The sequence below is a fragment of the Sivoneniella epilithica UHCC 1019 genome, assembly GCF_040830845.1.
GTDB lineage: Bacteria > Cyanobacteriota > Cyanobacteriia > Leptolyngbyales > Leptolyngbyaceae > ULC077BIN1.
This window is the reverse complement of record NZ_JBFPDP010000013.1, coordinates 104,269-129,884: the sequence shown is the minus strand read 5'-3', so window position 1 is coordinate 129,884 and position 25,616 is coordinate 104,269. Positions and strand designations below refer to the sequence as shown.

Here is a 25,616-nt window from a genome sequence, read left to right as displayed (position 1 = left end):
AAGTTTTGTCTGTGCGCTGTGCTTATCTCAATGGTCAACTCGAATTTTGATTGTTTTTACCACTTTGAGATGCTCCCCATGATGAGCTTCGTCAATCACGACGAAGAGTTCTGTTTCTCTACAACTTTCGACAAATTTTCTAAAGGCTGTTTGAACAGGCATTCCTTTTCCGTTTAAAGCCTTGGGATGCAAATTACCGATCGCCGTTTGTAGCGTCATAATTACAACATCATCTGTCAATTCAATAGATGCTGCCCTAGCGTGAGACGGGTTGCTGGAAACACACCGAATATTTAGTATCTTTTTAGACTCTGGGATTTCTCTCGCTTCATCATAAAAAGTTGAGAATGCTTGATCGAGCAGGTAAAACGACGGAGCCAACCAGAGAATTTTGATGTTTTTAGGAATGATATGTTTGGACAACCACCTCACAGCCGTAAATGTTTTACCTGCACCTGTAGGAAGCACTAATATTCCGCTACCCGGTTTCTCCTTATTACTTGCAAATGTTTCACCGAGTTTTGCGAATGCTTCAATCTGGTGTTGAAAAGGCTGTTTTGAGGAAGAATTGACGTGTTGCTCTCTTAATTTATCTAGATTAAGCGATACATATACCATTGGTAAGCTCCTAGTTTATGTAGCAGGTCATTTCACAATGGCTGCGTTTAAGTTCTAGGTTTCCCAGACTTTTCTATTGCTAACCGATTTGGTAAGCGATCGCTTTAACTCAAGTGGCAAACCTCACTATATAGATCTGGCTATACTAGAGCCACTAATTGTCGAGCAATCGAGGACTAACCATGCCTCAAACTGAAGCCCAACCTAGCATTGAAGATGTAAAACGCCTTGTTTTTCAGCTATCGCTGCAAGATCTCCTTACCCTACTCATAGATATCCAGGAGCGACTCTACACCAGCGAAATGATGCAGATCGCTGAAAGCGGCTTTCAAGAATGGAATGACGATGAAGAGGCTATCTACGATGCCGAATCCTGAACCCGATGAAATTTGGATGAAATTTGGCTCGTTCGGTTTCCATTCTCTGACCTCACTTCTACAAAAATTAGACCCGCCTTTGTTTTAGCCACCCACAGATAAGATGTCATTATCCTTGGCATTTTCTCTAAAATCCCGCCAGAGCCATTAGCAGATATCTGGGTCTTAATTGACGCAAGCCACCCAGACTTTGCTCAGATTGGCTTAATCAAATCTTCTCTGCTGAGGGCTGGAAAAAATCGCTACTGCCCACCAGTCAACCTTTCAAAGGCAGCTAGGCAACCTACCACCGGATTTAGTTCAACAAACTCACGTAGCCCTTAAACAAGCGCTCAAACTATTTTGAAAAGTTATGACAGTGCTTGAATAAATCAATCAAGATTCCTAACTGGACGAGCAACAACTTCAGCAAGTTGCTGCATTCATCGCGTTTGTCAAATGTCAGTCAATCTAACTATCTGCTGTTGTGTACACTGTCCAAGCCATCAAATTTGCAGCGATCGCGGTTTGAAATGGTGTGCTTTGAATGGTGCGATCGCTCAGTCGATTTGGCTCAAACGATCAAAAGCTAGCCAAAGTGAATTGGGGGTTAATTTTGTTCTGAAGATTTGCCTAAGTTGTGGCAGATGCTGAAATCTTGTGTTTACTCTTGACAGTTTATCCGTGAGCTTGTGTCACAATGTAAACGGTTTTTCCAAACTGGTGGAGAACTCTACATGGACATAAGGAATGGAAACGATATATCAATACGCTTGGCTGATTCCCGTGTTGCCATTGGCAGCCGCTACGATTATCGGTTTAGGTCTTATTTCTTTTAGCAAGCTAACGAGTAGACTGCGACAGGTTTCCGCTGGGTTCGTCGTGTTTATGATTGGAGCCGCAATGACGCTCTCCTTTGGGCTGTTGTGGAGCCAACTGAACGGACATGCTCCTTACACTCAGATGATTGAATGGGCAGCAGCGGGTGATTTCCACCTGGACATGGGTTACACGATCGACCATTTGACAGCACTGATGTTGGTGATTGTGACCACCGTTGCCTTTTTGGTCATGATTTACACCGACGGCTACATGGCTCATGATCCAGGCTATGTGCGGTTCTATGCTTATTTGAGTTTATTTAGCTCGTCGATGCTGGGTTTGGTGATTAGTCCGAACTTGGTGCAGATTTATATATTTTGGGAGTTGGTAGGGATGTGTTCCTACTTACTTATTGGTTTTTGGTACGATCGCAAAGCGGCGGCGGATGCGTGTCAGAAAGCGTTTGTGGTAAACCGTGTGGGCGACTTTGGCTTGCTGCTCGGCATCCTCGGTTTATATTGGGCAACCCGCAGCTTTGATTTTGAAGTGATTGGCGATCGCCTGCAAGAGTTGGTGCGATCGGGTGCCCTCAGCGGTGGCATCGCGGCATTGCTTGCCATCCTCGTATTTTTGGGACCTGTGGCAAAGTCGGCGCAGTTTCCGCTGCATGTGTGGCTACCCGACGCCATGGAAGGTCCGACTCCCATCTCCGCCTTGATTCATGCGGCAACCATGGTGGCGGCGGGTGTGTTTTTGATTGCGCGGATGTTCCCCGTGTTTGAACACATTCCTACCGCGATGACGGTGATTGCCTGGACGGGCGGAGTCACTGCCTTTTTGGGAGCCACGATCGCCATTACCCAAATGGACATTAAGAAGGGTTTGGCATACTCCACCATGTCTCAGTTGGGCTACATGGTCATGGCGATGGGCGTGGGTGGCTACAGTGCTGGATTGTTTCACCTGATGAACCACGCCTACTTCAAAGCCATGATGTTCTTGGGATCGGGTTCCGTCATCCACGGCATGGAATCTGTGGTCGGTCACAATGCTGCCTATGCTCAAGATATGCGCTTAATGGGCGGCTTGCGAAAGTATATGCCAATTACCGCCAGCACCTTTTTTGTCGGCGTTTTGGCGATCTCTGGGATTCCCCCGTTTGCGGGTTTCTGGTCAAAAGATGAAATTTTGGGGCTAACCTTTGCTGCCAATCCGGTGCTTTGGCTGGTGGGCTGGCTCACTGCCGGAATCACTGCCTTTTATATGTTCCGGATGTACTTTCTCACATTTGAGGGAGAGTTTCGCGGCAAAGATAAAGCAGTGTTGAATCAAATCAATGCAGAACAGTTGCAAGCCGTCGGGTTAAACTTTGGTCCCGGTGCGATGAATCCCCAAGAGTTAATCATGGACACTCCGCCGGATGCTCACGATGATCATAGTCATGATGCCCATGGGCACGACAGTACGCCTCACGAGTCTCCTTGGACGATGGCTCTGCCGCTGGTGATTTTGGCGATTCCTTCGGCGCTGATTGGATTGGTAGGCACTCCGTTTAACAATTACTTTGAAGCGTTTATCCATGCGCCTGGAGAAGTGGTGGAAACGCTGGAACCAGGATTCCATGCTTTACCCAAAGAGAAACTAACCGAGTTTTTGATTATGGGCGGTAGCTCTGTCGGCATTGGTTTAATTGGGCTAACCCTGGCATCGCTGATGTATTTTTCTCGCAAAATTAACCCATCCGCGATCGCCGAAAAAATCCCCGTCCTTTACAATCTCTCCAAAAACAAGTGGTATATCGACGATATTTACTACAACGTGTTTGTGTTAGGTAGCCGCCGTTTGGCACGTCAGGTATTGGAAGTGGACTCTAAAGTGGTGGATGGCGTGGTCAATTTGACGGGTTTGGTGACCCTGCTGACAGGCGAAACCTTAAAATACCTGGAAAATGGTCGTGCCCAGTTTTATGCATTGGTTGTGTTTGCAGCCGTGCTGGGATTGGTAATTTTCTCTGGAGTGGCATAGTAGGGGCGTAGCATTCGGGCAATCATCTTGCGACTCCAAAGACCGACTGCCGAATGCCACGCCCTTACCCAAGATCCTTTCCATAACAAATAACGAACGGCTAATCATTACAATGCTGACTGAGAATTTTCCTTGGCTGACCTTCATCATTCTCTTTCCGATCGCAGCCTCCCTGCTGATTCCGTTAATTCCCGACAAAGACGGCAAAACGATTCGCTGGTATGCCTTGATTGTGGGATTGATTGACTTTGCGGTCATCGTCTACATGTTTGGCAGTTTCTATGATTTTTCCAGTTCAGAACTGCAACTGGTCGAGAGCTATTCCTGGATTGCTCCAATTGACCTGCGCTGGTCGGTGGGGGTCGATGGTCTATCCATGCCGCTCGTGATTTTGACTGGCTTTATTACCACTCTGGCAATCCTCGCTTCTTGGCCAGTCACCTTAAAGCCGCGATTATTCTTCTTCCTGCTGCTGGTGATGTATGGCGGTCAAATTGCCGTCTTTGCAGTCCAGGATATGCTGCTTTTCTTCCTCACTTGGGAATTGGAACTGATTCCTATTTACCTGCTGCTCTCGATCTGGGGCGGCAAAAAGCGTCAATATGCGGCAACGAAATTTATTCTTTATACGGCTGGCAGTTCGCTATTTATTTTGGTCGCAGGGCTGGCAATGGCATTTTATGGCGATACGGTCACCTTTGATATGCGATCGCTAGCCGCAAAAGATATGGCGCTCAACTTCCAACTGTGGATGTATGCTGCCTTCTTAGTTGCCTATGCCGTCAAACTGCCGATTATTCCCCTACACACTTGGCTGCCTGATGCCCACGGTGAAGCGACTGCGCCTGTGCATATGTTGCTGGCAGGCATTTTGCTGAAAATGGGCGGGTATGCCCTGATTCGCATGAATGTCGAGATGCTGCCCGGTGCCCATGCCGTCTTTGCGCCCGTGCTGGTCGTCTTGGGCGCAGTCAATATTATTTATGCCGCCCTCACGTCCTTTGCTCAGCGTAATCTGAAGCGGAAAATTGCTTACTCATCCATTTCTCACATGGGCTTTGTGATTATTGGCATCTCGTCCTTCACCGATTTAGGGTTGAGCGGTGCCATGTTGCAAATGGTGTCTCATGGGTTAATTGGAGCCAGTCTCTTCTTTTTGGTGGGCGCAACCTACGATCGCACCCATACTCTAATGCTGGATGAAATGGGCGGCGTGGGGCAAAAGATGAAGAAGATCTTTGCCATGTTTACCGCTTGCTCCATGGCATCCTTGGCACTGCCGGGAATGAGTGGCTTTGTCGCCGAACTGATGGTGTTTGTTGGGTTTGCTACCAGCGATGCCTACAGTTTGCCGTTTCGGGTGATTGTGATTTTGCTGGCAGCGGTGGGGGTGATTCTTACGCCGATTTATTTGCTCTCCAATCTTCGCGAGATTTTCTTTGGTCCTGAAAACAAAGCACTGACTGCTCACGAGGAACTGGTGGATGCGGAGCCTCGCGAGGTCTTCATCATTGCTTGCCTGCTAGTACCGATTATTGGCATTGGATTTTATCCCAAAATCTTGACCCAGATTTATGATGCCAAAACAATTGATCTAACAGCACGGTTGCGCGATCAACGACATGGATTGGCTGAGCAGGCTTCCTCAAACTCAATGGCGCTATTGGATGCTCAGCCCTTACAGGCACCCACAATCGCGACTGAGCACTCTTTATAAAAGGGAAGCATAAACGGAAAATTTACTTTTTCTCAACACAGTTGGGCGATCGCAGCCAAGCGTTAGTCGAAGTGGTATTGGGGGTATCGGCAACTAGGGCGATCGTGCCATCGGCTTCCTGCACCCATCCTTGAGCTTCGACGATTGCATCGGGCGATCTTGCGACTGCAACGTGCGTCATTTCCTGGTTCGTTTGCTTGGGTTGCGATCGCGGTTCTATCTTGTTTGTCGGGGAAACTTCGACCCAATTTGCCAGCCCTTCTCCACTGTGCAACGGCTCCAGCGGATTTTCTGCCAAACCGCCCCGCCCCGTGACCACAAAGGAGCTACGTCGAAAGCCACTTCCCCTCGCGCACTTCTGGTCAATTCGGCTGGATGGATCAACCAAGTTGACGGGCAGCGTACTTAAGCCCCGACTCGGATCAACATCAGGCGTATTCAGCGTTACCACACCATTCAGCGACGGATTATTTTGGGAAATTGCAGTAATGTCATTCGTGGGCAAGCGACGCGGATTGAGTTGACTAGAATCTGTGGTGCCCAGCAGCCGAATCAGATCATCTCGGCTTCGTAGGCTAAACCAATAAATACCTTGAGCCGTGATGCTAACTCGTCCACCCTGTCCATTAAAAGCATTGGCAATAATGTCGTTGTTCTCAAAAGGGGCGGTGGCTAGAAATGTCGTATTAATCGTGATGTTGCCCCCATCGCCGCCTGCTTGAGCAGTCCCCGCTGTTGCCGAGATTAAACTGTTGCGGCGCATCAGCAAAATATCGCGCACGGACAGGTCAATATTGCCGCCCTGCCCTGAGTCGGTGGATGCCAAAATTTGACCTTGGTTGTCTAGGGTCAAACGCTCAGCTTGAATGGAAAGATTGCCCGATGCTCCAGTGGCGGGTCGGGTGCCCACGGCAACTCCAGTGATATTGTTGAGCGTATTTGCGGCAACTTTGAGATTGGCAGCACTGCCGGATGCGACTGTGATGGTGGCGCGATCGCGCACCTGGATATCGGGCGATCGCACGATTAAGTTTCCGGCATTCCCCTGATCGGTTGCTTGGGCATAGAGTCCACTCGAAAAGCCATCCGGATCGGCTCCCTGCACCAACACTTGTTCATCTGCATTCACGGTGAGCGTGCCGCCTTGACCCGTGCCAAAGGTGGAAACCGAAATCGCTGCTCCATTTTGGACGGTGAGTTGACGAGTATTGAGGGTTAAATCTCCGGCGCTACCGACTCCAAACGTATCTGCCGAAAAAGCGGTGGGAGTCCTGCCTGTGGGAGCGAGGATGGAACCCTCCAAACTCACCGACTCCGCCGCATTCACAGTTAAGTTACCGCCGCGTCCACTGCCAAATGTTGAGGTTGCCAAAATCCCCCCCTCTTGCAGCATCACCTGACGAGCATTTACGGTTAAGTCTCCGGCGTTGCTGGTGCCAAAGCTAGAGGTTGCCAGCCGACTGGGAGAAGTGCCATCAGGGGAAATGCCGCGAATATCCACCACATCTGCGCTCACAGTTAAAGTGCCGCCTTGCCCAGCCGGAGATCCTAAGATTCTAAAGTCTCCTGTGGTGGAAGAAATCACGGCTCCATCTCGCAGGATCAATTGTCCAGCCGCGATCGCCACATTCCCCGCCTTGCCCGTGCCAAACGTATTAGTGCCTAACTGGGAAAATTCTCCCGTTGCTGAGGTGCCGCTGAGGATAAAAGTGTTGTTGGCGATCGCGCTCACGTTGCCGCCTTGCCCCGTGCCAACACTGCCTGCACCAATCCCGGCTCCATTCAGTAAGTTAATCGAGTTCCCCCGTAACGTAATATCACCAGCGGTGCCTGAGCCTGCCGTACCACTATTAATGATGCTATCTGTCAGGGCGATCGCGTTTGCCTGAATGTCGATATTTCCGGCTCTACCTGCTCCTGCGGTTCCAGTCAGAATACTGCTGTTTGTGGACGCAAAGGTTGCGCCGCTATTGATCGTAATGCTGCCGCCGTTATCGTTGCCAAAGGTCGCAGCATTGAGGCTATCGGTCGTAATGTTGCCAGCAGCGGCAAGTTGAATTCCTCCTGCACCCGCGATCGCCGAGTCCGTCCGAATTAGATCGGTCGTGGTAATGTTGCCGCCTGTGCTAATAAAACGAATGTTGCCGCCTGTGCCCGTACCAAAGCTGCCGGAATCCATGGCATTGCTTGTGATATCTCCTGCTGCCGTCAGGTTGATATCTCCCCCCTTGCCGAAGACTGATGTGGTTCTGGCTTCAAGCACCGTAATTGCGCCTGCGGTACTTGCAAGGGTAACGGTGCCCGCATTTGCTGCCACCCCAGACGCAGCGGCATTGAGACTTGTTACCTGGATACTCCCTTTCGCAGTTAGCCCGATGTTCCCAGGAAACTCACCATTTGCTCCCAGGATATCTGTTTCAATGGCACCATCACGGCTGAGCAACCGAATTGACCCACTCGTGCCGCCCCCTAAGCCAAATGCAAGCATTACGCCTGAACGAATGCTATTAGTTGCCAAAATTGTGACATTGCCTCCATTGCCAGTCCCGATGCCTGGTCCTCTGGCAACAATATCTCCCACCACAGCGCTGCCCCGCGAGTCAATGAACACAGCGCCTGCATTTCCCGGAAATCCATCAATGTCAATCCCCCCTGTTCGGATTGTGCCCGTTAAGCCGGGGTTGGGAAAGTATTGATTGGTCAGGTAAACGAGATGATTGCTAATATCAAACGCGCCTGGCTCACCAATACTGCCGATCGTAATATTGGCACTAGTTCCAGTGCCACCTGTTCCTGGTAGCGGTGTAAATCCAGCTATGTTGCTCGTAACTCCTGGCACTCCAAATGCTGTGGTTCCGGCGCGAATATCCAGAGTCGGATGAAGGGTGCCATCGATGTTAAGCAGGGTGCCATCTGAGAGGGTGACCGTTTCTCGGAGGGAGTTTGCTACGGTATCGGCTCCAGTAATGTCTACGTTCCCGGTAATGGTGACATTGCCGCCTGCCAGAATATGCAGCGAGGCTCCGGTATAGCTGGCAAAGTTAACATCGCCGCTGGCACGAATAATCGGGTCATAGGGGCTGAATAAGTTTCCTGGGCTACCGTCTAATTGTTCAATCCGAAAGTTGCTGCCGCTAAAGTAATGGGCATCTCCGCCGACTGTGCTATGACTCCGCAGCACCAGGTCGCCGCCAGAAAATAAGCCGCTATTGGGATGGTTAAGGGCAAAAATGTCGATCGCCCGATCGCCCTGAATGATCAATTTTCCACCTGCGGCCGCAATAAATGGAGCCGTAGTAGAATCGCGAATTTTCACCGTGTTCAAGGCTCTTAGAGTTAAATCGCCGCCTGATTGCAATTGTCCTTGCAAATCCAAGTTGCCTGCTGCCAAGATCAGGTCTTTGCCGACGGTCAGGTTGCCAGCGTTGGCGATCGTGGCTTGGTGATTAATGCCATACTGCAACCCGATCGGTACATTCACCGTTAGTAGCGGTGGTGCCTGTGGATTAGAAGCGCTGAACTCGCTGCCATCAGGAAACTTGAAACTGCTGGCGGTGCTAGCTAAAAACGAACCTGCCACATCTAAGCGAGCATTGGGTCCAAACAAAATGCCGTTGGGGTTAATTAGAAACAGGCTGGCTGTACCGTTCACGCCCAAAGTTCCCAAAATCCGAGAAGGATCGGCTCCCGTGACGCGGCTCAAAATGGTTTCAATGCCCACTGGGTTCGCAAAATAGACTCGCTGCCCATCCCGCACATTGAACTGTAAGAAGCTGTGAAATAGATTCACCCCGCGTGTGGCTCCGCCCTGGATCAGGTCTGCCGGAAGTCCGCGCACAGTGACATTCGGCGTAACGCTAGAAGACTCGGTTCCTAGGGTTTGATCGGGAGTAACCTGAGCCAAAGATGGCAGCGCAGTGAAACACAATCCAGCCAGTCCTAAGCCAGCGATCGCGGTCAGTGCTTGATGCCAGCCTTGACAATCTTGAGCCATTTTCAGGATCACTTTTTCGCTTTTGATAGAAATCCTACCGCAATAATATTATGTCGCCAAATGATGATGACAAGCATTTCAGGAAAAACTTAACCATAGAGATTCGCTTGTATCCGCTTGGCTCTTATGGTTAATGAGCAGAGAGTTTTGACTGAAAACACAGGTTAGCGAGCTTAAATATTCAGTATGCGATGTGCAATTATTTCTTAGCCCTCTTTTTAAGGGGGTTGGTGGATCGGCTGTTAGCAGAACACTTTGTGAAGATCCCCCTGAATCTCCCTTTTTAAGGGGACTTGGACTGGAAAGTCGCACATCGCGTTAAATATTAAGTTGTAAAAAATTAAAGTATCAGCAATTTGGCGGTTTATTTCTCTGGGAGGAAGCTTTAAGTTACATATAGCCGATCGCTCATCGCAGTTAAGTCTAAGTACTTAGTCAATCTTAATGTCTGGGCTTCAGTAGATGTGAGAGTCAATCTAACCCTTCATTTAAATTAATTCAAAGAGGTTCAACTCATGCGTATGCCTGGTCTAGACCGAATTGCGTTGCATTTAGGCATTGCACTCTATTTCATTTCAACTGCCGCTATCGCTCCTGCTCTAGCTCAACAAAATAACCTAAGTCGAAGTGAGTTTCCAGGACGGCGCATTGGGGGTGGAACGCGCGGAGAATGCTTAGCGGGTAACCACCCGGTAGTGGCTTTGAACCCAGCAAACAATCTGGGGGTGACTGCTAGCGATCGCCCCTCCCTTTATTTCGCAGTCCCCAACCTGGACGAGTCTTATCCTGTTGAGTTTGTTTTGCGCGATGCCAGTGGAAAATCAGTCTATGAAACCGCTCTAGAATCAAGTAAAAACAAGGATCTTGTGGGCATTCAGGTGCCAAAAAACACGTTGAAGGTGGGACAAGATTATCAGTGGTATTTTTCGGTCGTGTGTGATGCTAGCGATCGCTCCCAAAACATGGTTTTGTCAGGGTGGTTGCGGCAAGTATCCCCCCCAGTTGCTATCAAGGATGCATCTGGTTTGGAGGCGAATCTTAATTTAGCAATGTCTTATCAGAAGGCTGGACTCTGGAGCGACGAGATCGCCACCTTGGTTGAGTTACGCCAGACCCACCCCCACAATGACCAGGTTCAGGCTCAGTGGAAACAACTCTTACAACAGTTAGAGTTGAAGTCGATTTTAATGCCATCAATGGCAAGTCAGTTGTAAATAGATGTTGACTATGTGACGGAATTTTGGGTGTCAGTCACTACTTTTGCTAACCAATTACGATCGCGCTTTCATCCTCTTCCAGGGTGGCGCGATCGTAAATTGTCACTCTCCCGTAGCCTTTGGGTAACAGGGCGCTCTATCGTTTTATCAAGTACGGTTGTAGCGGGATTAATTGGGGGAATTCAGCAGGTTGGCGGACTAGAAATACCAGAATTATTGGTTTTTAATTGGTTCACCCAGCTTCAGCCTGATAAAGTTCCCGATCCGCGCTTGCTGATCGTTACCATCACAGAACACGACCTCCACCGCTACCGTTGGCCCCTATCTGATCAAACTCTTGCCCAGGCATTAACCCAACTTCAGGCTAATCGCCCCAAGGTCATCGGTCTAGATCTGTATCGTGATATTACGAATCCACCAGGAGCCTCTGCCCTTGCTACTCAACTGCAAGCTAAAAACCTGATCGCCATCACCGAAATTATTGGTGACATTTCCTCGCCTCCGGGGGTTGAGCCTGAGCGAGTTGGGTTCAACGACCTGGCACTGGACGCAGATGGAGTCCTTCGCCGAAATCTCTTATTTGTTGCCGGATCAGACCAGACCTACTATTCCTTTGCGTTACGAATGAGTTTGTTGTACCTCCGTAGCCAGGACATTCTCTTTCGCCATAGCGATCAAGCTTTGTTTTTGGGCGAAAACCCGATCGCGGCTTTAGAACCAACCTCTGGCGGCTATCAAACGGCTGATACACGCGGCTATCAAACCTTGCTAAACTATCGCGCTCGCAGCCATGTAGCACAAACGGTGACGCTCAGTCAGGTATTGGATGGCGATGTGAATCCGGAGTGGGTGCGTGACAAGATTGTTCTGATTGGCACGATCGCCCCTAGTTTGAAAGACCAGGTATATACGCCCTACAGCACTAGCCAACAGGATAGATTTCAGATGTCGGGAGTGATAATCCACGCTCAAATGACCAGTCAACTGCTGGACATTGCCACTGGAGAACAGCGGTTATTCCAGTTTTGGACTCAGGAGGGTGAATTGCTTTGGCTCTGGAGTTGGGCGTTCATCGGCGGATTGCTTGTTTGGCAGTTGAGACATCCTCTCTCGTTTGGGATAGCTAGCATCGTTTGCCTGCTGGCGATCGGCGGCATCGGCTGGGGACTGTTTGGCAATCTGATCTGGATTCCTGTTGCAGAGCCTATGCTGGGATTTATGGGAGCGGTGGGTTTGGCAATGGCACATCGCCTACTTTACACAACCACCCGCGATCCGCTTACGGGCTTGCTCAATCGGGACGCATTTGTGCAGCATCTGCAACGATCGCTGACTCATATCGCTCGCCCCAAAGCCACGTCCAACCTCGGTGTCATATTTCTACACCTGGATCGTCTCCAACTGATTAACGAGAGTTTGGGAAGCCAAATGGGCGATCGCGTTCTATTACAAGTGATTGCTCGATGGCAAGCCATCCTACCCCGATCTGTCCATCTTGCCAGGATTGGGGACGATGAATTTGCGCTTTTCCTCGAACATAGTCAAAAGGGAACCCTGACTACGCTGGCAGACAAACTTCAATCTGCTTTGACAAAACCATTTTTGATCAACCAGCACGCGATCGTGACAACGACCAGTATTGGCATTGCAGTCACTCAAACAGATCATCGCCACACACCTGAAAATTTGCTGCGCGATGCCCACACAGCTATGTATCGCGCTAAAGCATTAGGAGCCGCCCGCTATCAAGTGTTTGCGACAGGAATGCTAACGGAAACCGTCGATCGCTTCACGCTTGAAAATGAATTGCGGCAAGGTATCGATGCTCAAGAATTCGTCCTCTACTACCAACCGATTATTTGTCTCAGCACTGAAAAAATTGTGGGATTTGAAGCGCTTGTGCGATGGCAACATCCCACTCAAGGGTTTGTGCTACCGTTCAAGTTTATTCCGTTGGCAGAAGAAACTGGGCTAATTATTCCCCTAGGAGCCTGGATTTGCCAATCTGCTTGTCAGCAGGCGCACCAATGGCAACATCAGTTTCCTATCCAGCCTTTGATGATCAGCATCAATCTTTCGGGTCGCCAGTTTGAGCAGCCCGATCTAATCGAGCAGTTTAAGCAAATTATCCAAGATGCAGATATTCAAGAGACGACCCTGAAGCTGGAAATTACTGAAAGCATGGTGATGGGAGATGCTGACGCAGCGATTGATCTGATGCTGCGGCTCAAATCCCTCGGCTGCAAGCTGAGTATGGATGATTTTGGCACAGGCTATTCATCCCTCAGCCAACTCCGGCGCTTCCCAGTTGACACCCTCAAGGTGGATAAGTCTTTTGTGCAGAAGATGGGCGAGAGTCACGAGGATCATGAGATTGTTCGCATGATTATTTCTCTGGGGCACACGTTGGGTATGGATGTGGTTGCAGAAGGGGTTGAGACAAAAGCAGAGGCAGACGCGCTGCGATCGCTCGGTTGTGAATTTGGTCAAGGATACTTTTGGGCGAAACCATTACCCGCTGCCGAAGCAACTGCGCTTCTACAGCAGCAAGCATAGACGGCAACAAGCATAGACGGCAGACAGAATAGTTTGTTGATTTTCTCAGTTCAAGCGTTATTCATTTTTAAGGACTAAACACGATGCGCCTAATGACTCAGAAACTACCAACCAATCGGGACAAGGCAGAATTGGTTAAACACTGGATTGCCAAATTTGTTTGTGTTGGGGCAACCCTTACCATTGTTGGATTCAGCCCTCTCCCTGCCCTATCCCAAACCTTGAGCGAAAAAATCCTGGCAATGGAGAGCGGACTCAAAAAAGAGTTTGAGGATTATTTCGGGGAACATTTGGCGGATGTGACTCAAAGCCCCGATAAAATTGCCCAAACCTTACAACGCATCGGTCAACAAACTAAGACAAAACCCGCCGTCCTCTGGGTGGTTCCCCGTAAAGATCACCTCCACTTGGTGCTGATTACTCCTGCTGGTAAACCGATTGTTCGAGATCTCTACGAAGTCCCATCGGCTAAACTGGGCGGCGTTGTTGATGCGTTCCACCTAGAAATGCATGGTTCCTCAGATAAAGGAAAGATGATTGCCGCTAAACAACTGTATGACTGGATAATTAAACCGTTTGAAGTAGAGTATCTCAAAGCGGAAGGCATTGATTCCATTCTGTTCTGTCTTGGTAAGGGTGTGCGGACATTACCGCTGACGGCTCTCCACGACGGCAAGAAATTTCTGTTGGAAGAATATAGTGTGACGCGCATTCCTGCCTTCAATTTGATTCAAACGGAGTATGTCAGTCTTCAACAGGGTCAAATTCTGGCGATGGGAGCATCTAAATTTCAGCAGCAACCCCCCTTGCCTGCGGTGCCTACAGAACTCTCAAACATTCTGCAAGAGCTTCAATCTGCCAGACCCTTGCAGTATCAATGGAAAGGACAATCATTTCTAAATCAGAATTTCACTCTCTCTAATCTGCAACAACGTGTTAATACCCAGCATCCAAACATCGTGCATCTGGCAACCCATGCTGTGTTTAAGTCTGGCAAACCGGATAACTCCTACATCCAGCTTTGGGATACTAGACTTGGGTTGAACAATATCCGTGCAGTGAATTGGGGGTCACCCTCTCTGGAACTGCTGGTGCTGAGTGCCTGTAGGACTGCGATCGGGGATGATCAAGCAGAACTTGGCTTTGCCGGAGTAGCCCTCAAATCAAAGGTCAAAACGGTTCTGGCGAGTCTTTGGAACGTCAGTGATGAGGGCACTTTGGCTCTGATGAGTGAGTTTTATCGGCAACTGGGAACCACTTCAACGAAAGCTGAAGCCCTTCGACAAGCCCAATTACGAATGATGCGGGGAGATATTCGGATTGAGGGCAAACAACTGATACTCTCACGCGGTGCTGTCCCTTTACCCCCAGAGTTAAACGGTAAAACTAGCAATGATCTCTCTGCGCCTTACTACTGGGCTGCCTTCACGTTGATTAGTAGTCCTTGGTGAATCGCTTGGTGTTTTGATGGGGTACCAAAATCTCAGACCAATTTAAACGGTATTCAAGGCAGATAGGGCATCCAAGATAAAGGAATAACCTGTGAAAGAAGCAATTACTTGTAGTGTCAACTCAGCCAGGAGTTGATCGACTTTGACTGTAGGCGATCGCAGGTTTAGTAAAGTCCTCGCCCAAAATTATTCTATGGGAAATATAGATTTGGAAGCAAGGAGTCAGGCTAGAATACTGCTGATTTCTGGTTTTGATTTTGCCCTGCTTTCAAGGAAGCATTTTTATGTCTAATGCTCTGCTAGAAAATCGCGACTATACGTTGATTGTCGCAAAAACGGCTGCCAGTATTGCTACCATGCCTCCAGGCTATGAAAATCGCTGGGCGGCGGCTCATTCTGCAATTGTGGCATTAGCTCAAACCTGTGAAGAACTCGATCCCGATGGAATTACGGTTTATATTTCCTCTCGTGACCATTCGGAGGGTGCATTCAAACGATACGAGCAAGTGACTCCAGCGCAAGTAGACGAAATTTTTCAAGACAACTATCCTCCAGAAACCCTTTCGTTGCTAGATGGTTTGCAGTTGGCTCTAGATGAATACTCTATACGCAAGACTGCAAAGCTGACGAAGCAGAATGGAGCCATTATTATCGTGTTGATTGATGGTGAACCATTGGATCGAATGAAAATCGCGAAGGCGATCGCCCATGCTGCGAATGCGCTTGATTCAAATAACGAATTGGGAATTGGTTTTGCTCACATTGGGAATGACTTAATCGCCAGAGGGTTTCTATCTGCCTTGGATGATGATTTGCGATCGCGCTTTGGCGCAAAGTTTGATATTGTTCACACCAAAGTTTTCCAAGAGATTGATCCGACGTGCTTAACTGACTTCCTAACAGATATTTTGCAGCGTTAATTGAAGCCTTTAGCTGAGTGGTGTGTTCACTTTAATTAGATGAATAAGGAATAATTGAGAGGCTACTGAATGAGAGTTTTCAATGTCTTAAAGGATTCTTAACAGAACACTAAAACACTTTTTTCTATAAAGCTATGTTGCGTCTAAGAAAATAGGCGCTCATTCGCTATAATCCTTGTCAGATGAGGGTTTGGTGAATGATTTAAAGCGTTTAGTCAACAAAAGTATTTTCAGAGATTAGCAAAATTGTTGCACTTTCAAAGTGCTCAATTATAATCACAGCAGTCATTCTAAGGATTTTGGGATATGAATAAAGGTGAACTGGTTGACAAGATTGCTGAAAAGGCAAGTGTCACTAAGAAAGATGCTGATCTTGTGCTTTCGACATTGTTAGATGTCATTTTAGATACTGTTGCTAGTGGAGATAAGGTCACGTTAGTTGGCTTTGGCACCTTTGAAGCCCGCGATCGCCAAGCACGGGAAGGGCGCAACCCTTCTACCGGCGAACCGATCAAAATTCCAGCCACCAAGGTTCCAGCATTTAGCGCTGGAAAGTCATTTAAAGATAAAGTCGTTGGCAAAGCAGAGTAATCCACTCGATGAAAACAGGGCATTTTGAGTAAGCGGCTTGAGGCACTGTCTGACCTGGCTATCTTGGAATTAAAACACCGATTCAATCTATGCAAGACTTGGTTTTGCTTGGTGGGGGACATGCTCACGCGATCGCCCTGCGATTGTTTGGCATTACTCCTTTACCAGGGGTGAGGCTAACCCTAATTTCTGAGAATTTTGAAACGGCTTATTCTGGAATGCTGCCGGGACATGTGGCAGGAATTTACAGCCATGAGGGTTGCCACATTGATCTGAATGAGCTAGCTAAGTTTGCTAAAGCACAGGTTTTTGTAGATCAAGCGATCGGGTTAGATTTGCAAGCTAATCAGGTGTTTTGTGGCAATCATCCTCCGCTCCCCTTTGATGTGCTGTCGATTGATATTGGCAGCACGCCTCATCTTCCCGCTGGACTGGTTGGCATGGATCGAGTGATTCCTGCTAAACCAGTCCATCATTTTTTGGAGCAATGGAGATCGCTGCTCCATACCGTTGCTCAGCAGCGCGATCGCCCATTGCAGTTGGGGATTGTGGGCGGGGGTGCAGGGGGAGTAGAACTAGCGCTGAATATGCAGCGGCGTTTACAAGACTTACTAAAAGCGGCTGAGAAACCGTTGAGCAATATTTCTCTGCATCTACTGCATCGGGGTTCTCAGTTGTTACCGCGACATCCCCCTTGGGTCGGCGATCGCGTTCATCAAATTTTTGAGCATCGGGGTATACAGCTTCACTTAAATGAAACGGTTCACACTGTGAAACTGCCTCATGTTCGTTGCGTCTCAGGCTTCGAGCTTCAGTGTGATTATCTTTTTTGGGTGACTCAGGCTACTGCTCCAAAGTGGCTGGGTGCAGCGGGGCTTGCTGTGAATGATGCTGGCTTTCTTTTAGTGGATAATACTTTGCGATCGCTCTCCCATCCTCATATTTTTGCCGTCGGTGACATTGCCACAATGGTTAACCATCCCCGACCCAAAGCTGGAGTTTTTGCGGTACGTCAAGGAAAGCCGCTCGTTGAGAATTTTCGCCGTTTGGTTCAAGGGCAACCTCTTAAACCTTTTCACCCGCAAAAGCGCTACCTCAGCTTAATTGGGACGGCAGATGATCAGGCGATCGCGGTGTGGGGCAAACTGTCTGGGCAGTCCAAATGGTTTTGGCAATGGAAAGACCACCTCGATCGCCAATTTATGCAGCGTTTTAAAAACTTGCCAGACTCATGAAGTTTTTCGTCTATGGGCTTTCGGCTATAGACCATAAAAAAGTCTGGCAGATAGATCAACCAGACTTCTATTGATTGAATGACTTTTGAGTCAATCGAATGGTGTGACTTTAATTGACAAAGCCACGGAAAATCGAATCTACAACAGAGAAATTTTGGAGCAAGAAATAGGCTAGAAAAGCTGCACCCATTGCGCCAATAAAGAAACCACCCGTTAGCTGGCTCCAGCCATCAGCCGATTGCAGTTTATCGGATGAATTGTCATCGGCATCAGAAAAGGTGACCAATCCATAAATCGACAAACAAGCTGTGGCAATCAAAATTAGGGCACCACCTGAGATTAGCGCTCCCAAGGCTGCAACGTCAGAGTCGCGTAAGGGTCCAAATACAACCCAAGGACCAATAATAAAATAGCCATGGGCTAAGCCGATTTCAAGACCCCGTAGCAGCGGAGCTAACCCTTTGCGATAAGCAGGCAGGTTACCAATAAATGCTCTGGTAAAATCGGAATCACTGATCGGCGTAGACAGATGCCCAACAAAGGGATCGCCTTTGTAAGGTTTAATCAGGTTCTCCATTCTGAATTTCCTTAATTATAAAAAGCAAGTACCAAAGAATTGAGCTTATTTTACGTCTGTAGGGGGACACCTGAAACAACGATGGGGTAACCGTTAGAAAAGTTAATGAAGCAGCTTGGCAGCTTGAATTTTCTGGCGTAACTCTTCGGTGATATCGAAAAGTTGACTTTGGGCGATCGCGTCTTGATTTCCGGTTGCCAGCCACTTCAACTGCACTGTTTGGCTAGCGGCTTCGTCATCACCCACAATTAAACAGGCAGCGGCACCACTGCGATCAGCACGTTTAAACTGTTTGCCAAAAGCACTTCCGCTCAAATCCAGTTCTACCGTAAAGCCGCCTTGTCGAAGTTTTTGTGCCAAAACTACCGCCTGCGCTTCAGCTTGAGTGCCTCTAGAAACCAGATAAAAATCAACGTTGGCAGCAGGCAAACTGTGGAGTTGTTGCAATAAAATAACCAGCCGTTCTATGCCGATCGCCCAACCCACCGCTGGAGTATCGGCTCCACCCAACTCAGCCACCAAGCCATCGTAGCGCCCCCCCCCGCCCACGGTTGCTTGAGCGCCCAAATCAGCCGATTGCATTTCAAATACGGTATGGGTGTAGTAATCCAAACCGCGCACTAGCCGGGTGTTGATTAAAAATGGGATGTTTAAATCAGTCAGCAAGGCTTGAACCTGCTCAAAGCGCTGCTGTGAATCAGGGTTGAGGTGATCTAAAACGCTGGGTGCCTCAGTCAGAATCGCTTGGGTGCGTTCATCCTTGCTGTCCAGAATTCGCAACGGGTTGCGCGCTAGGCGATCTTGCGAGTCGGCATCTAGATCGGCTTTATGGGGCGTGAGGTAGGAGACTAAGGCTTCGCGATAGTGCAGGCGATCGCTGGCATTTCCAATCGAGTTCAGGTTTAGCACCAGTTTTTTTAACCCTAACGCCTGCAAAATATCGGCAAAAATGGCAATCACTTCTACGTCTGCCCGTGGTGAAGGGCTACCCAACACTTCTACACCAATTTGGTGGAACTGTCGCTGTCGTCCGGCTTGAGGGCGTTCATAGCGAAACATGGAGCCACAATACCAAAGCCGCTGCACGCCACCTTGAGCATTAAGGCTATGTTCAATGAACGATCGCACGACTCCGGCGGTTCCTTCGGGGCGCAGAGTAATCGAGCGATCGCCCCGATCTTTAAAGGTATACATCTCCTTGCCTACTACGTCGGTTGCTTCCCCAATGCCGCGCTCAAACAGGTTCGTTTGCTCAAAAATCGGGGTGCGAATTTCTTGGTAAGCGGCTCTGCCCAAAATTTCCCGTGCGGCGGCTTCGATCTGCTGCCAATAGCGGACTTCTTCGGGCAAAATGTCGCGTGTGCCGCGTGTGGCTTGAATGGAACCCATGGTAAATGAGGAGTAGGGAAGTTTTGAGTTTTGAGTTGGGACTAGGGGGAATGCGTACATCCACTCATCCACCCTTTCAACTCAAAGTTGACACTCTACTAAATTTTAGAGAGGAGAGGATTTATTAAGCTGAAGCAATTGTTTCTACTGATTCCCAAGCCCCATAGAGATCGCCATAGTACGCCAAAATTTGACTCACTTGTTTTTCTGCCGCTGCATTCTCAGGATGATTGATCCATAAACTATCAATCTGGCTCAAGGTATAGTCAAATTGCTGAGAGGTCTGTGGCACTAGCTCAATTTGCACTCCTCCCACCTGTTCTAGATGAGCCGCAACTTCTCGATATACTGCCAGAGGCAACTGCGCGAACCGAATACGATACTTCAAAACCATTGATTTAATGATTGAAAGCAAACATAAATAAAGAGTGTTAAAGGAAACAAAAGCAACTCTTCAGAAAAACTCAATTAGCTAGGGCGATCGCTTAAGCTATTAATTCATTATGCGGCTATCAGCGCCATTTCCAGTGTCTACATTGGGCAACGTGCAGCAGGTAACATCATTCAGACATACCTTGCCCCATAGCAGCGCCCACCGCACTAAAGCCACTCGATTATCAGTTTCAGTCTTAGTCAGAATATTGCTGATATGGTTGTCCACGGTGCGCTTACTAATTTCCAGTTTCTCGGCAATCTCCTGGTTTGTTAAGCCAGCGGCTACCCATTCAATCACTTGCAGTTCCCGTTCTGATAAAGAACTCTGCACCTGAGATTCGCCACTCGCCATGTCTATAGGTGCCTGTGTATATGTACTCATGCCCTTTATTGTAGGGGCTTCTTTGCCAAAAACAACTATCTAAATGCCTTTATTTTGAGACAAAAGAGAATCCTTTACGAGTCGGTCTAGCTTGGATTGTCTGCACTTCAAACTTAATCTGATCGATCTGTTGACCTTGCTTTACTTGCAGCGTCCAAGTTCCCGCTTGAGGTTTCCAAAAGAAGGTATTAGCAGCAGATGCTGCCAACGGTTGACCATTCAGCCGCCATTCTATTGCTGTTTTAGCTGTTTTAGAAGTGCCTGCCAGTTTGAATTCTAAGCGCTGAGAGGGATCATCTTTGCCAATCACAAACCTATCGCCACTACGAGGAGAGACAATTCTCAATTCCATCGTCGCGCTAGACAAATTCTTGGGTTGTCGCGCTAGCCATTCGTTATAGTCTGCTGGCAGCTTCAACTGAATCTTACCGTTCACGGTGGGAAAAAAGCGATCGCTCTCCTGTTCATAGGTCGCCAATTCTTCAGGAAATAGATATTCCTGCACCACCGCCGGACAAGCAGAAGTAGGACGCGCCCCTGACACTGCACAGATCGGGCGTTGCACCAGCCCAGTTGGAGCTTGAAACGGCTTAGGTTCTTGCTGTTCGTGCAGATGTAGCATAATTCGATTCCACAAAGGAGCCGCCCCCATCGCTCCTGACACCTTTTGCATCGGCGCACTATCAAAGTTTCCAACCCACACCGCGACAGTGTAATTTGTGGTAAAACCTACTGTCCAAGTATCTCGATAATCGGACGAGGTGCCCGTTTTCACCGCTGCCGGAAAGGGTAACGCCAGCAAGGAATCTACGCCAAACGCCCGCGATCGCGCATAGCGATCGCTGAGCATATCTGTGACCAGCAACCAAGTGGAAGGATTTTGAGTTTTGAGTTTTGAGTTTTGAATGGGGCTTCTGTTTCCCCGTTCCCCCTTCCCTGTTCCCTGTTCCTTACTCTCCTTGCACTCACTACCCAATCCCTGGCACTTGATGCTCAGTGCCTTCCCCTGCCTTGCTAAGGTCAGATACGCTTGTGCCAATTCCCAGAGGCTGACTTCGCCGCTGCCGAGGGTAAGTCCTAAGCCATAGTGTTCCGGAGTCTGGGTGAGGTGCTTGAAGCCAAGCTGATGGAGGCGATCGAGAAACGTACTTACACCCACTTTTTCTAGAGTTTTGACGGCTGGCACATTGAGGGAGTTTGCTAAAGCCAGTCGCACCCGCACCGGACCTTGGAAGGTTTCGCTGTAATCGGAAGGGCTATATAGGCGCGCTCCTGGAATGGCGTAGCGAGTCGGTACATCCGCCAGAATGGTGTTGGGCTGGATGGTGCGATTTTCGAGGGCAAGCTGATAGAGAAACGGTTTGAGAGTTGAACCCGGTTGGCGTAATGCCTGTACGCCATCGTTCTGTCCTAGCTGGGTTCTGGCAAAATAATCTGGCGATCCCACATACGCCAAGACATTGCCTGTTTGGTTATCGAGTACTAATACGGCGGCATGATGGACATTGTGAGGGGCAAGGCTGCGAATCACTTGCAGCGCCTGAGTTTCAACAAATTGCTGAAGGGGGCGATCGATCGTCGTGCGAACTTGGGCGGGATGATGGGCGGGAAGCTGATCGGCTAACCAAAACAAAAAATGGGGGGCTGCCACAATCCCCTGCTGGCGAGATTGCAGAGCGGTGGCTTCAGTGTAGGCGCGATCGCCCTGATTACGGGTAATGTAACCATCTTGCACCATACGATTTAGCACATAGGATTGGCGCTTTTTCAACGACAGCAAGTGATCGTAAGGATTAAGCCGATTGGGATCATTGGGAATCGCCGCCAGCAGACTCGCCTGAGCCAGTGTCAAATCGCTAGCTGGAACGCCAAAGTAGATGCGAGATGCCGCTTCCACACCGTAGATGTTGCTGCCCATGGGCAAACGGTTGAGATATGCCTGCAAAATCTCGGCTTTACTCATGCCTGCGGTCAGTCGCCAGGATGTCCAAATTTCTTGTAGCTTCGCTTGGGCAGTGCGCGGAGAATTCTCTAGCATTCGCGCCAGTTGCATTGTAATCGTGGAGGCACCGCTAACGATTTGCTTTGCCTGAAGTGCTTCTAGCAGAGATCGCACGATCGCCCGTTCATCCAGTGCGCCATGGTGATAAAACCGCTGATCTTCAGCCGCAATGATTGCCTGGAGAAATTGCGGCGACACCTGAGATAGGGGCACTGACACCGTATGTTCCTGATCACGAGTTAGCACTGTGCCTAGCGGTAGCCCGTTGCGATCAGTGAATTCCGCTGCCTGCTGGCTTTGCACAATATCACTCGCTCGAATCGGCGCAAGATAGGGCAGCGATCGCACAGTTAATACTGCAACTCCTAACCCCAAAAACACTTTCAGCGTTTTAGCATAGCGCTTCGTAAGGCTCCATTGCTGCGGGTTCCAGTTCACTGTGAATCGGTGCCAATGGTACGACATACTGTTCCTGCTGATCTACTTTTCAACAGACTACATCGGCGATCGCGGGATCTCCGGGAAAGCAACATTCATTACTATTAAATGGGAAAGTAAATGGAAAAAATCACTTTTTCTATTTTTTAGATTTAAAAAAAATTATTCCTACCTCATCTCTGATTCTACCTTTAGGGAGAAGAATGAGAAGTCCTTAACAACTACCTTAAGAAAGCATCATTGCGCTTTCTAAACTTGTCTAAGGAGCTAATTTTTTATGGTTAATCTAAGTTAGTTACGTAAGAGTTTAAGCACACTATTGATTATTTTCATGTTGCTTTTAAGTAGCGTACTGATTAAAAGTTTTTCAGAGCCAGCATTGGCAAACTTTCTGGTTCAGAATGCAGAATCATCTGAAACAGGAAACGCTGGATACAATGGTTTTTATCGAAATCTTCAAGAAGGAAAACAAAAATATAACAGCCGGACAAAAGCTCTTGATACCGGATCAAGTGCGGCTGAAATAATGGAAGCCAAACAAAACTACTTAAAAGATTCTCAGAACAATTCTCAAATGGCTCAAAGGTCTACTAAAGAGACAATAGGTGATAACTCAAATGGTATTCAAAAAGCAGCCGATACCATTCGTAAAAAGCTGAATTTAGATGAACCTGTGCCACAAAGCACTAAAGATTTCTTAAATGATGTGCAACAAAAAGTAGATGATATAGTTGCTCCAATCGCTGGACAATAATACTATTTGTCTGCCCCAGTTTTGAAAGATGCTCTGATTGTAAAATATTTTAGAAGCAAGGAAAATGCGATCGCTGAAGTCGAAAAAAATTGGTTTGTGCGTTAAGAAGCAGTTGATTTAGCGATAAAAATAGCTTACTCAAAATATTTTATTTTTTACACCATTGTTGCGACCGCCTTTAGCACATTGCCTATCCTGCTTGCAAGAAGAAGGTGCAATAATGCGATCGCCTGCCAAAGCCTGTTACAGTGTGCCAAACCCTTTCTTTTTCTTGTCCTTCTTCTTTTTAGCTGGAGCGCCCCCGCCCCCGCCTCTCCAACCAGGCTGAGGACGACCACCACCCATTCCCGGCATTCCGCCCATTCCTGGCAATCCACCCATTCCACCCGGAAAATTGCCCTGCCCTAGCTGCTGCATCATGGTTCGCATTTGCTGGAATTTGCTGACGAGTTCCCCGACCTCTTTTTCGGTGTGTCCAGAACCACGGGCAATCCGACGGCGGCGACTAGGCGAACTGGAGAGCAAGTCAGGATCTTTGCGTTCCATCACCGTCATGGAGCCAATCATGGCTTCCGCTCGTTTGAGTTCGGTTTCGCCTTTTTCAAGCTGATCACTGCTGAGTTTGTTCATCCCTGGAATCATTTTCATGATGCCGCCAAGGGAACCCATGTTTTTCAGTAGCCGAGTTTGTTTAAGGAAATCGGTGAAGTCGAACTTTGCAGTGAGAATTTTCTCCTGCATTTTTTCAGCTTCGACCAGATCCACTTCTTCCCGCGCTTTTTCTACCAACGTCAGCACGTCACCCATGCCCAAAATGCGCGATGCCATGCGATCGGGGTAGAAAGGCTGCAACGCTTCCACCTTTTCGCCCGTACCGATAAACTTAATCGGCTGCCCAGAAATTTGCCGGACTGAGAGCGCTGCACCACCGCGTGTATCGCCATCCATTTTGGTGAGAATGGCTCCGCTGATGCCAATTTGGTCATGGAAAGTGCGAGTCAAGTTAGCGGCTTCTTGCCCCGTCATCGCATCCACGACCAGTAAAACTTCGTGGGGCTGCACGAGGTTTTTGATTTGAACAAGCTCTGCCATCATGTCGGCATCAATTTGTAGCCGACCCGCCGTGTCAATAATTACGGTGTTGATCCCGTCAGCTTTTGCCTTGTCGACCCCTTGTCGAGCAATTTCAACCGGGTCTGCATCTTTGCCGAGATCAAATACTGGCACATCGATTTGCTTACCCAAGGTGATCAACTGATCGATCGCAGCGGGGCGATAAACATCGGTGGCCACCAGCAACGTACTCCGGTTCACCTTGCGGAGATGCAAAGCTAACTTAGCCGCTGCCGTGGTTTTTCCAGTTCCCTGCAAACCCGCCATCAAGATGATTGTGGGAGTCGTTTCCGCTTCTGCTAAGGGAGCGTTGGTTTCTCCCATGGTTTGCAGCAGTTCGTTGTAAACAATTTCGATGAATTGTTGATCGGGGCGAACACCTGCAACCACTTCCGCACCCAGGGCTTTGGTTTCCACTTCTGCCACAAAGTCTTTCACCACTTGGAGGTTAACATCGGCTTCTAACAAGGCGCGGCGGACTTCCCGCACCGCTTCTTGAATATTTGATTCAGAAATTTTGTCTTGACCGCGAAGCTTTTTCCAGGCTCCTTCCAAACGTTCAGAGAGTGCTTCAAACATAACAGTGGCAGCGTGGGAGGTGGCTAAAGGGACATGATGAGGGGAGAAACTAGAACCAAAAATAACATTGGAGGACTCAGTGTCATGAGTAGGTTCATGAGAGTGTCAGATGTTGATTTTATCGTGTCGGCTCATACATCCGTCTATTATTTTCTAGATTATTTCCCGTGCAAGCCGTTTTGTCACCTCTCGAATGTGAGCATTTACGCCAAAAATCTCTTAAATGACAATTACTCCGGGAACAATTTCTTCCGTAATGGGTTCAGCAAGATAGACATCAATCTGTACTTCGCCATTGGGCACTTTCCTTCACCCTGCTTTAACGTTTCCCATGCTGCAATACTCCTAGTGCGATCGCTCCCTTGTTATGGCTAAAGTCTAAAATTTGTTGCAAGCTGTCAGTTGCAGGCTGTCAATAGTCAAATGCGGTTATTGTGACTGTCCG

General features: G+C 48.5%; 19 protein-coding genes. 11 read left to right on the top strand and 8 right to left on the bottom strand.

The features are described 5' to 3' along the window. Positions 1-27 precede the first annotated feature (27 nt). Complete coding sequence (locus AB3R30_RS10690) at positions 28-618, bottom strand: DEAD/DEAH box helicase (protein WP_458649165.1); 591 nt, start codon at positions 616-618, stop codon at positions 28-30. A 182-nt stretch (positions 619-800) separates the two neighbouring features. On the opposite strand from AB3R30_RS10690, the gene AB3R30_RS10685 reads away from it, so the two are divergent. The 4 genes from AB3R30_RS10685 to ndhD1 all read left to right on the top strand — a co-directional run bounded on the left by AB3R30_RS10685 (position 801) and on the right by ndhD1 (position 5,538). Further along, positions 801-995 (top strand): hypothetical protein, encoded by a 195-nt coding sequence (locus AB3R30_RS10685; protein ID WP_458649164.1) that lies wholly within the window; start codon positions 801-803, stop codon positions 993-995. A 362-nt stretch (positions 996-1,357) separates the two neighbouring features. Next, positions 1,358-1,567: a hypothetical protein gene (locus AB3R30_RS10680; RefSeq protein WP_458649163.1), complete on the top strand. Its 210-nt coding sequence runs from the start codon at positions 1,358-1,360 to the stop codon at positions 1,565-1,567. Between the two features lie 157 nt (positions 1,568-1,724). Further along, entirely contained in the window at positions 1,725-3,821 is a 2,097-nt protein-coding gene (locus tag AB3R30_RS10675) for an NAD(P)H-quinone oxidoreductase subunit 5 (RefSeq protein WP_458649162.1), read from the top strand. 112 nt (positions 3,822-3,933) lie between these two features. Further along, positions 3,934-5,538 (top strand): photosynthetic/respiratory NAD(P)H-quinone oxidoreductase subunit D1, encoded by a 1,605-nt coding sequence (gene ndhD1, locus AB3R30_RS10670; protein WP_458649161.1) that lies wholly within the window; start codon positions 3,934-3,936, stop codon positions 5,536-5,538. Between the two features lie 22 nt (positions 5,539-5,560). On the opposite strand, the gene AB3R30_RS10665 is transcribed toward ndhD1, so the two are convergent. Next, positions 5,561-9,532, bottom strand: a complete 3,972-nt coding sequence (locus AB3R30_RS10665) for a two-partner secretion domain-containing protein (protein WP_458649160.1) — start codon at positions 9,530-9,532, stop codon at positions 5,561-5,563. Between the two features lie 515 nt (positions 9,533-10,047). Here AB3R30_RS10665 and AB3R30_RS10660 point away from each other — a divergent pair. From AB3R30_RS10660 to AB3R30_RS10635, 6 genes are all read left to right on the top strand, one after another. Then, positions 10,048-10,746, top strand: coding sequence for a DUF928 domain-containing protein (locus AB3R30_RS10660; protein WP_458649159.1), 699 nt, complete (start codon positions 10,048-10,050; stop codon positions 10,744-10,746). A 15-nt stretch (positions 10,747-10,761) separates the two neighbouring features. After that, positions 10,762-13,305 (top strand): putative bifunctional diguanylate cyclase/phosphodiesterase, encoded by a 2,544-nt coding sequence (locus AB3R30_RS10655; protein WP_458649158.1) that lies wholly within the window; start codon positions 10,762-10,764, stop codon positions 13,303-13,305. A 92-nt stretch (positions 13,306-13,397) separates the two neighbouring features. Further along, positions 13,398-14,756 (top strand): CHAT domain-containing protein, encoded by a 1,359-nt coding sequence (locus AB3R30_RS10650; protein WP_458649157.1) that lies wholly within the window; start codon positions 13,398-13,400, stop codon positions 14,754-14,756. A gap of 284 nt (positions 14,757-15,040) precedes the next feature. After that, a complete protein-coding gene (locus AB3R30_RS10645; RefSeq protein WP_458649156.1) occupies positions 15,041-15,676 on the top strand; it encodes a vWA domain-containing protein in 636 nt (211 codons plus the stop codon). A gap of 306 nt (positions 15,677-15,982) precedes the next feature. Next, positions 15,983-16,267, top strand: coding sequence for an HU family DNA-binding protein (locus tag AB3R30_RS10640; protein WP_458649155.1), 285 nt, complete (start codon positions 15,983-15,985; stop codon positions 16,265-16,267). A gap of 89 nt (positions 16,268-16,356) precedes the next feature. Continuing rightward, positions 16,357-17,502 (top strand): FAD-dependent oxidoreductase, encoded by a 1,146-nt coding sequence (locus AB3R30_RS10635; RefSeq protein ID WP_458649154.1) that lies wholly within the window; start codon positions 16,357-16,359, stop codon positions 17,500-17,502. A 109-nt stretch (positions 17,503-17,611) separates the two neighbouring features. On the opposite strand, the gene AB3R30_RS10630 is transcribed toward AB3R30_RS10635, so the two are convergent. From AB3R30_RS10630 to pbpC, 5 genes are all read right to left on the bottom strand, one after another. After that, the gene (locus tag AB3R30_RS10630) at positions 17,612-18,079 is read right to left on the bottom strand and encodes a photosystem I reaction center protein subunit XI (protein ID WP_458649153.1); all 468 of its coding nucleotides are present in this window, start codon (positions 18,077-18,079) and stop codon (positions 17,612-17,614) included. Between the two features lie 102 nt (positions 18,080-18,181). Further along, complete coding sequence (hisS, locus tag AB3R30_RS10625; protein WP_458649152.1) at positions 18,182-19,468, bottom strand: histidine--tRNA ligase; 1,287 nt, start codon at positions 19,466-19,468, stop codon at positions 18,182-18,184. Positions 19,469-19,592: 124 nt separating this feature from the next. Then, positions 19,593-19,862 (bottom strand): hypothetical protein, encoded by a 270-nt coding sequence (locus tag AB3R30_RS10620; RefSeq protein ID WP_458649151.1) that lies wholly within the window; start codon positions 19,860-19,862, stop codon positions 19,593-19,595. 99 nt (positions 19,863-19,961) lie between these two features. Beyond that, complete coding sequence (gene pedR / locus AB3R30_RS10615) at positions 19,962-20,285, bottom strand: photosynthetic electron transport-dependent transcriptional regulator PedR (protein WP_458649150.1); 324 nt, start codon at positions 20,283-20,285, stop codon at positions 19,962-19,964. Positions 20,286-20,334: 49 nt separating this feature from the next. Beyond that, positions 20,335-22,752 (bottom strand): penicillin-binding protein 1C, encoded by a 2,418-nt coding sequence (gene pbpC / locus AB3R30_RS10610; RefSeq protein ID WP_458649149.1) that lies wholly within the window; start codon positions 22,750-22,752, stop codon positions 20,335-20,337. A 304-nt stretch (positions 22,753-23,056) separates the two neighbouring features. Here pbpC and AB3R30_RS10605 point away from each other — a divergent pair, with 304 nt between their 5' ends. Further along, positions 23,057-23,479 carry a hypothetical protein gene (locus AB3R30_RS10605; RefSeq protein WP_458649148.1) on the top strand — a complete coding sequence of 141 codons (423 nt, stop codon included), beginning with the start codon at positions 23,057-23,059 and terminating at the stop codon, positions 23,477-23,479. A 243-nt stretch (positions 23,480-23,722) separates the two neighbouring features. Here AB3R30_RS10605 and ffh read toward each other — a convergent pair whose 3' ends face one another. Beyond that, positions 23,723-25,171: a signal recognition particle protein gene (gene ffh / locus AB3R30_RS10600; protein WP_458649147.1), complete on the bottom strand. Its 1,449-nt coding sequence runs from the start codon at positions 25,169-25,171 to the stop codon at positions 23,723-23,725. Positions 25,172-25,616 lie beyond the last annotated feature (445 nt).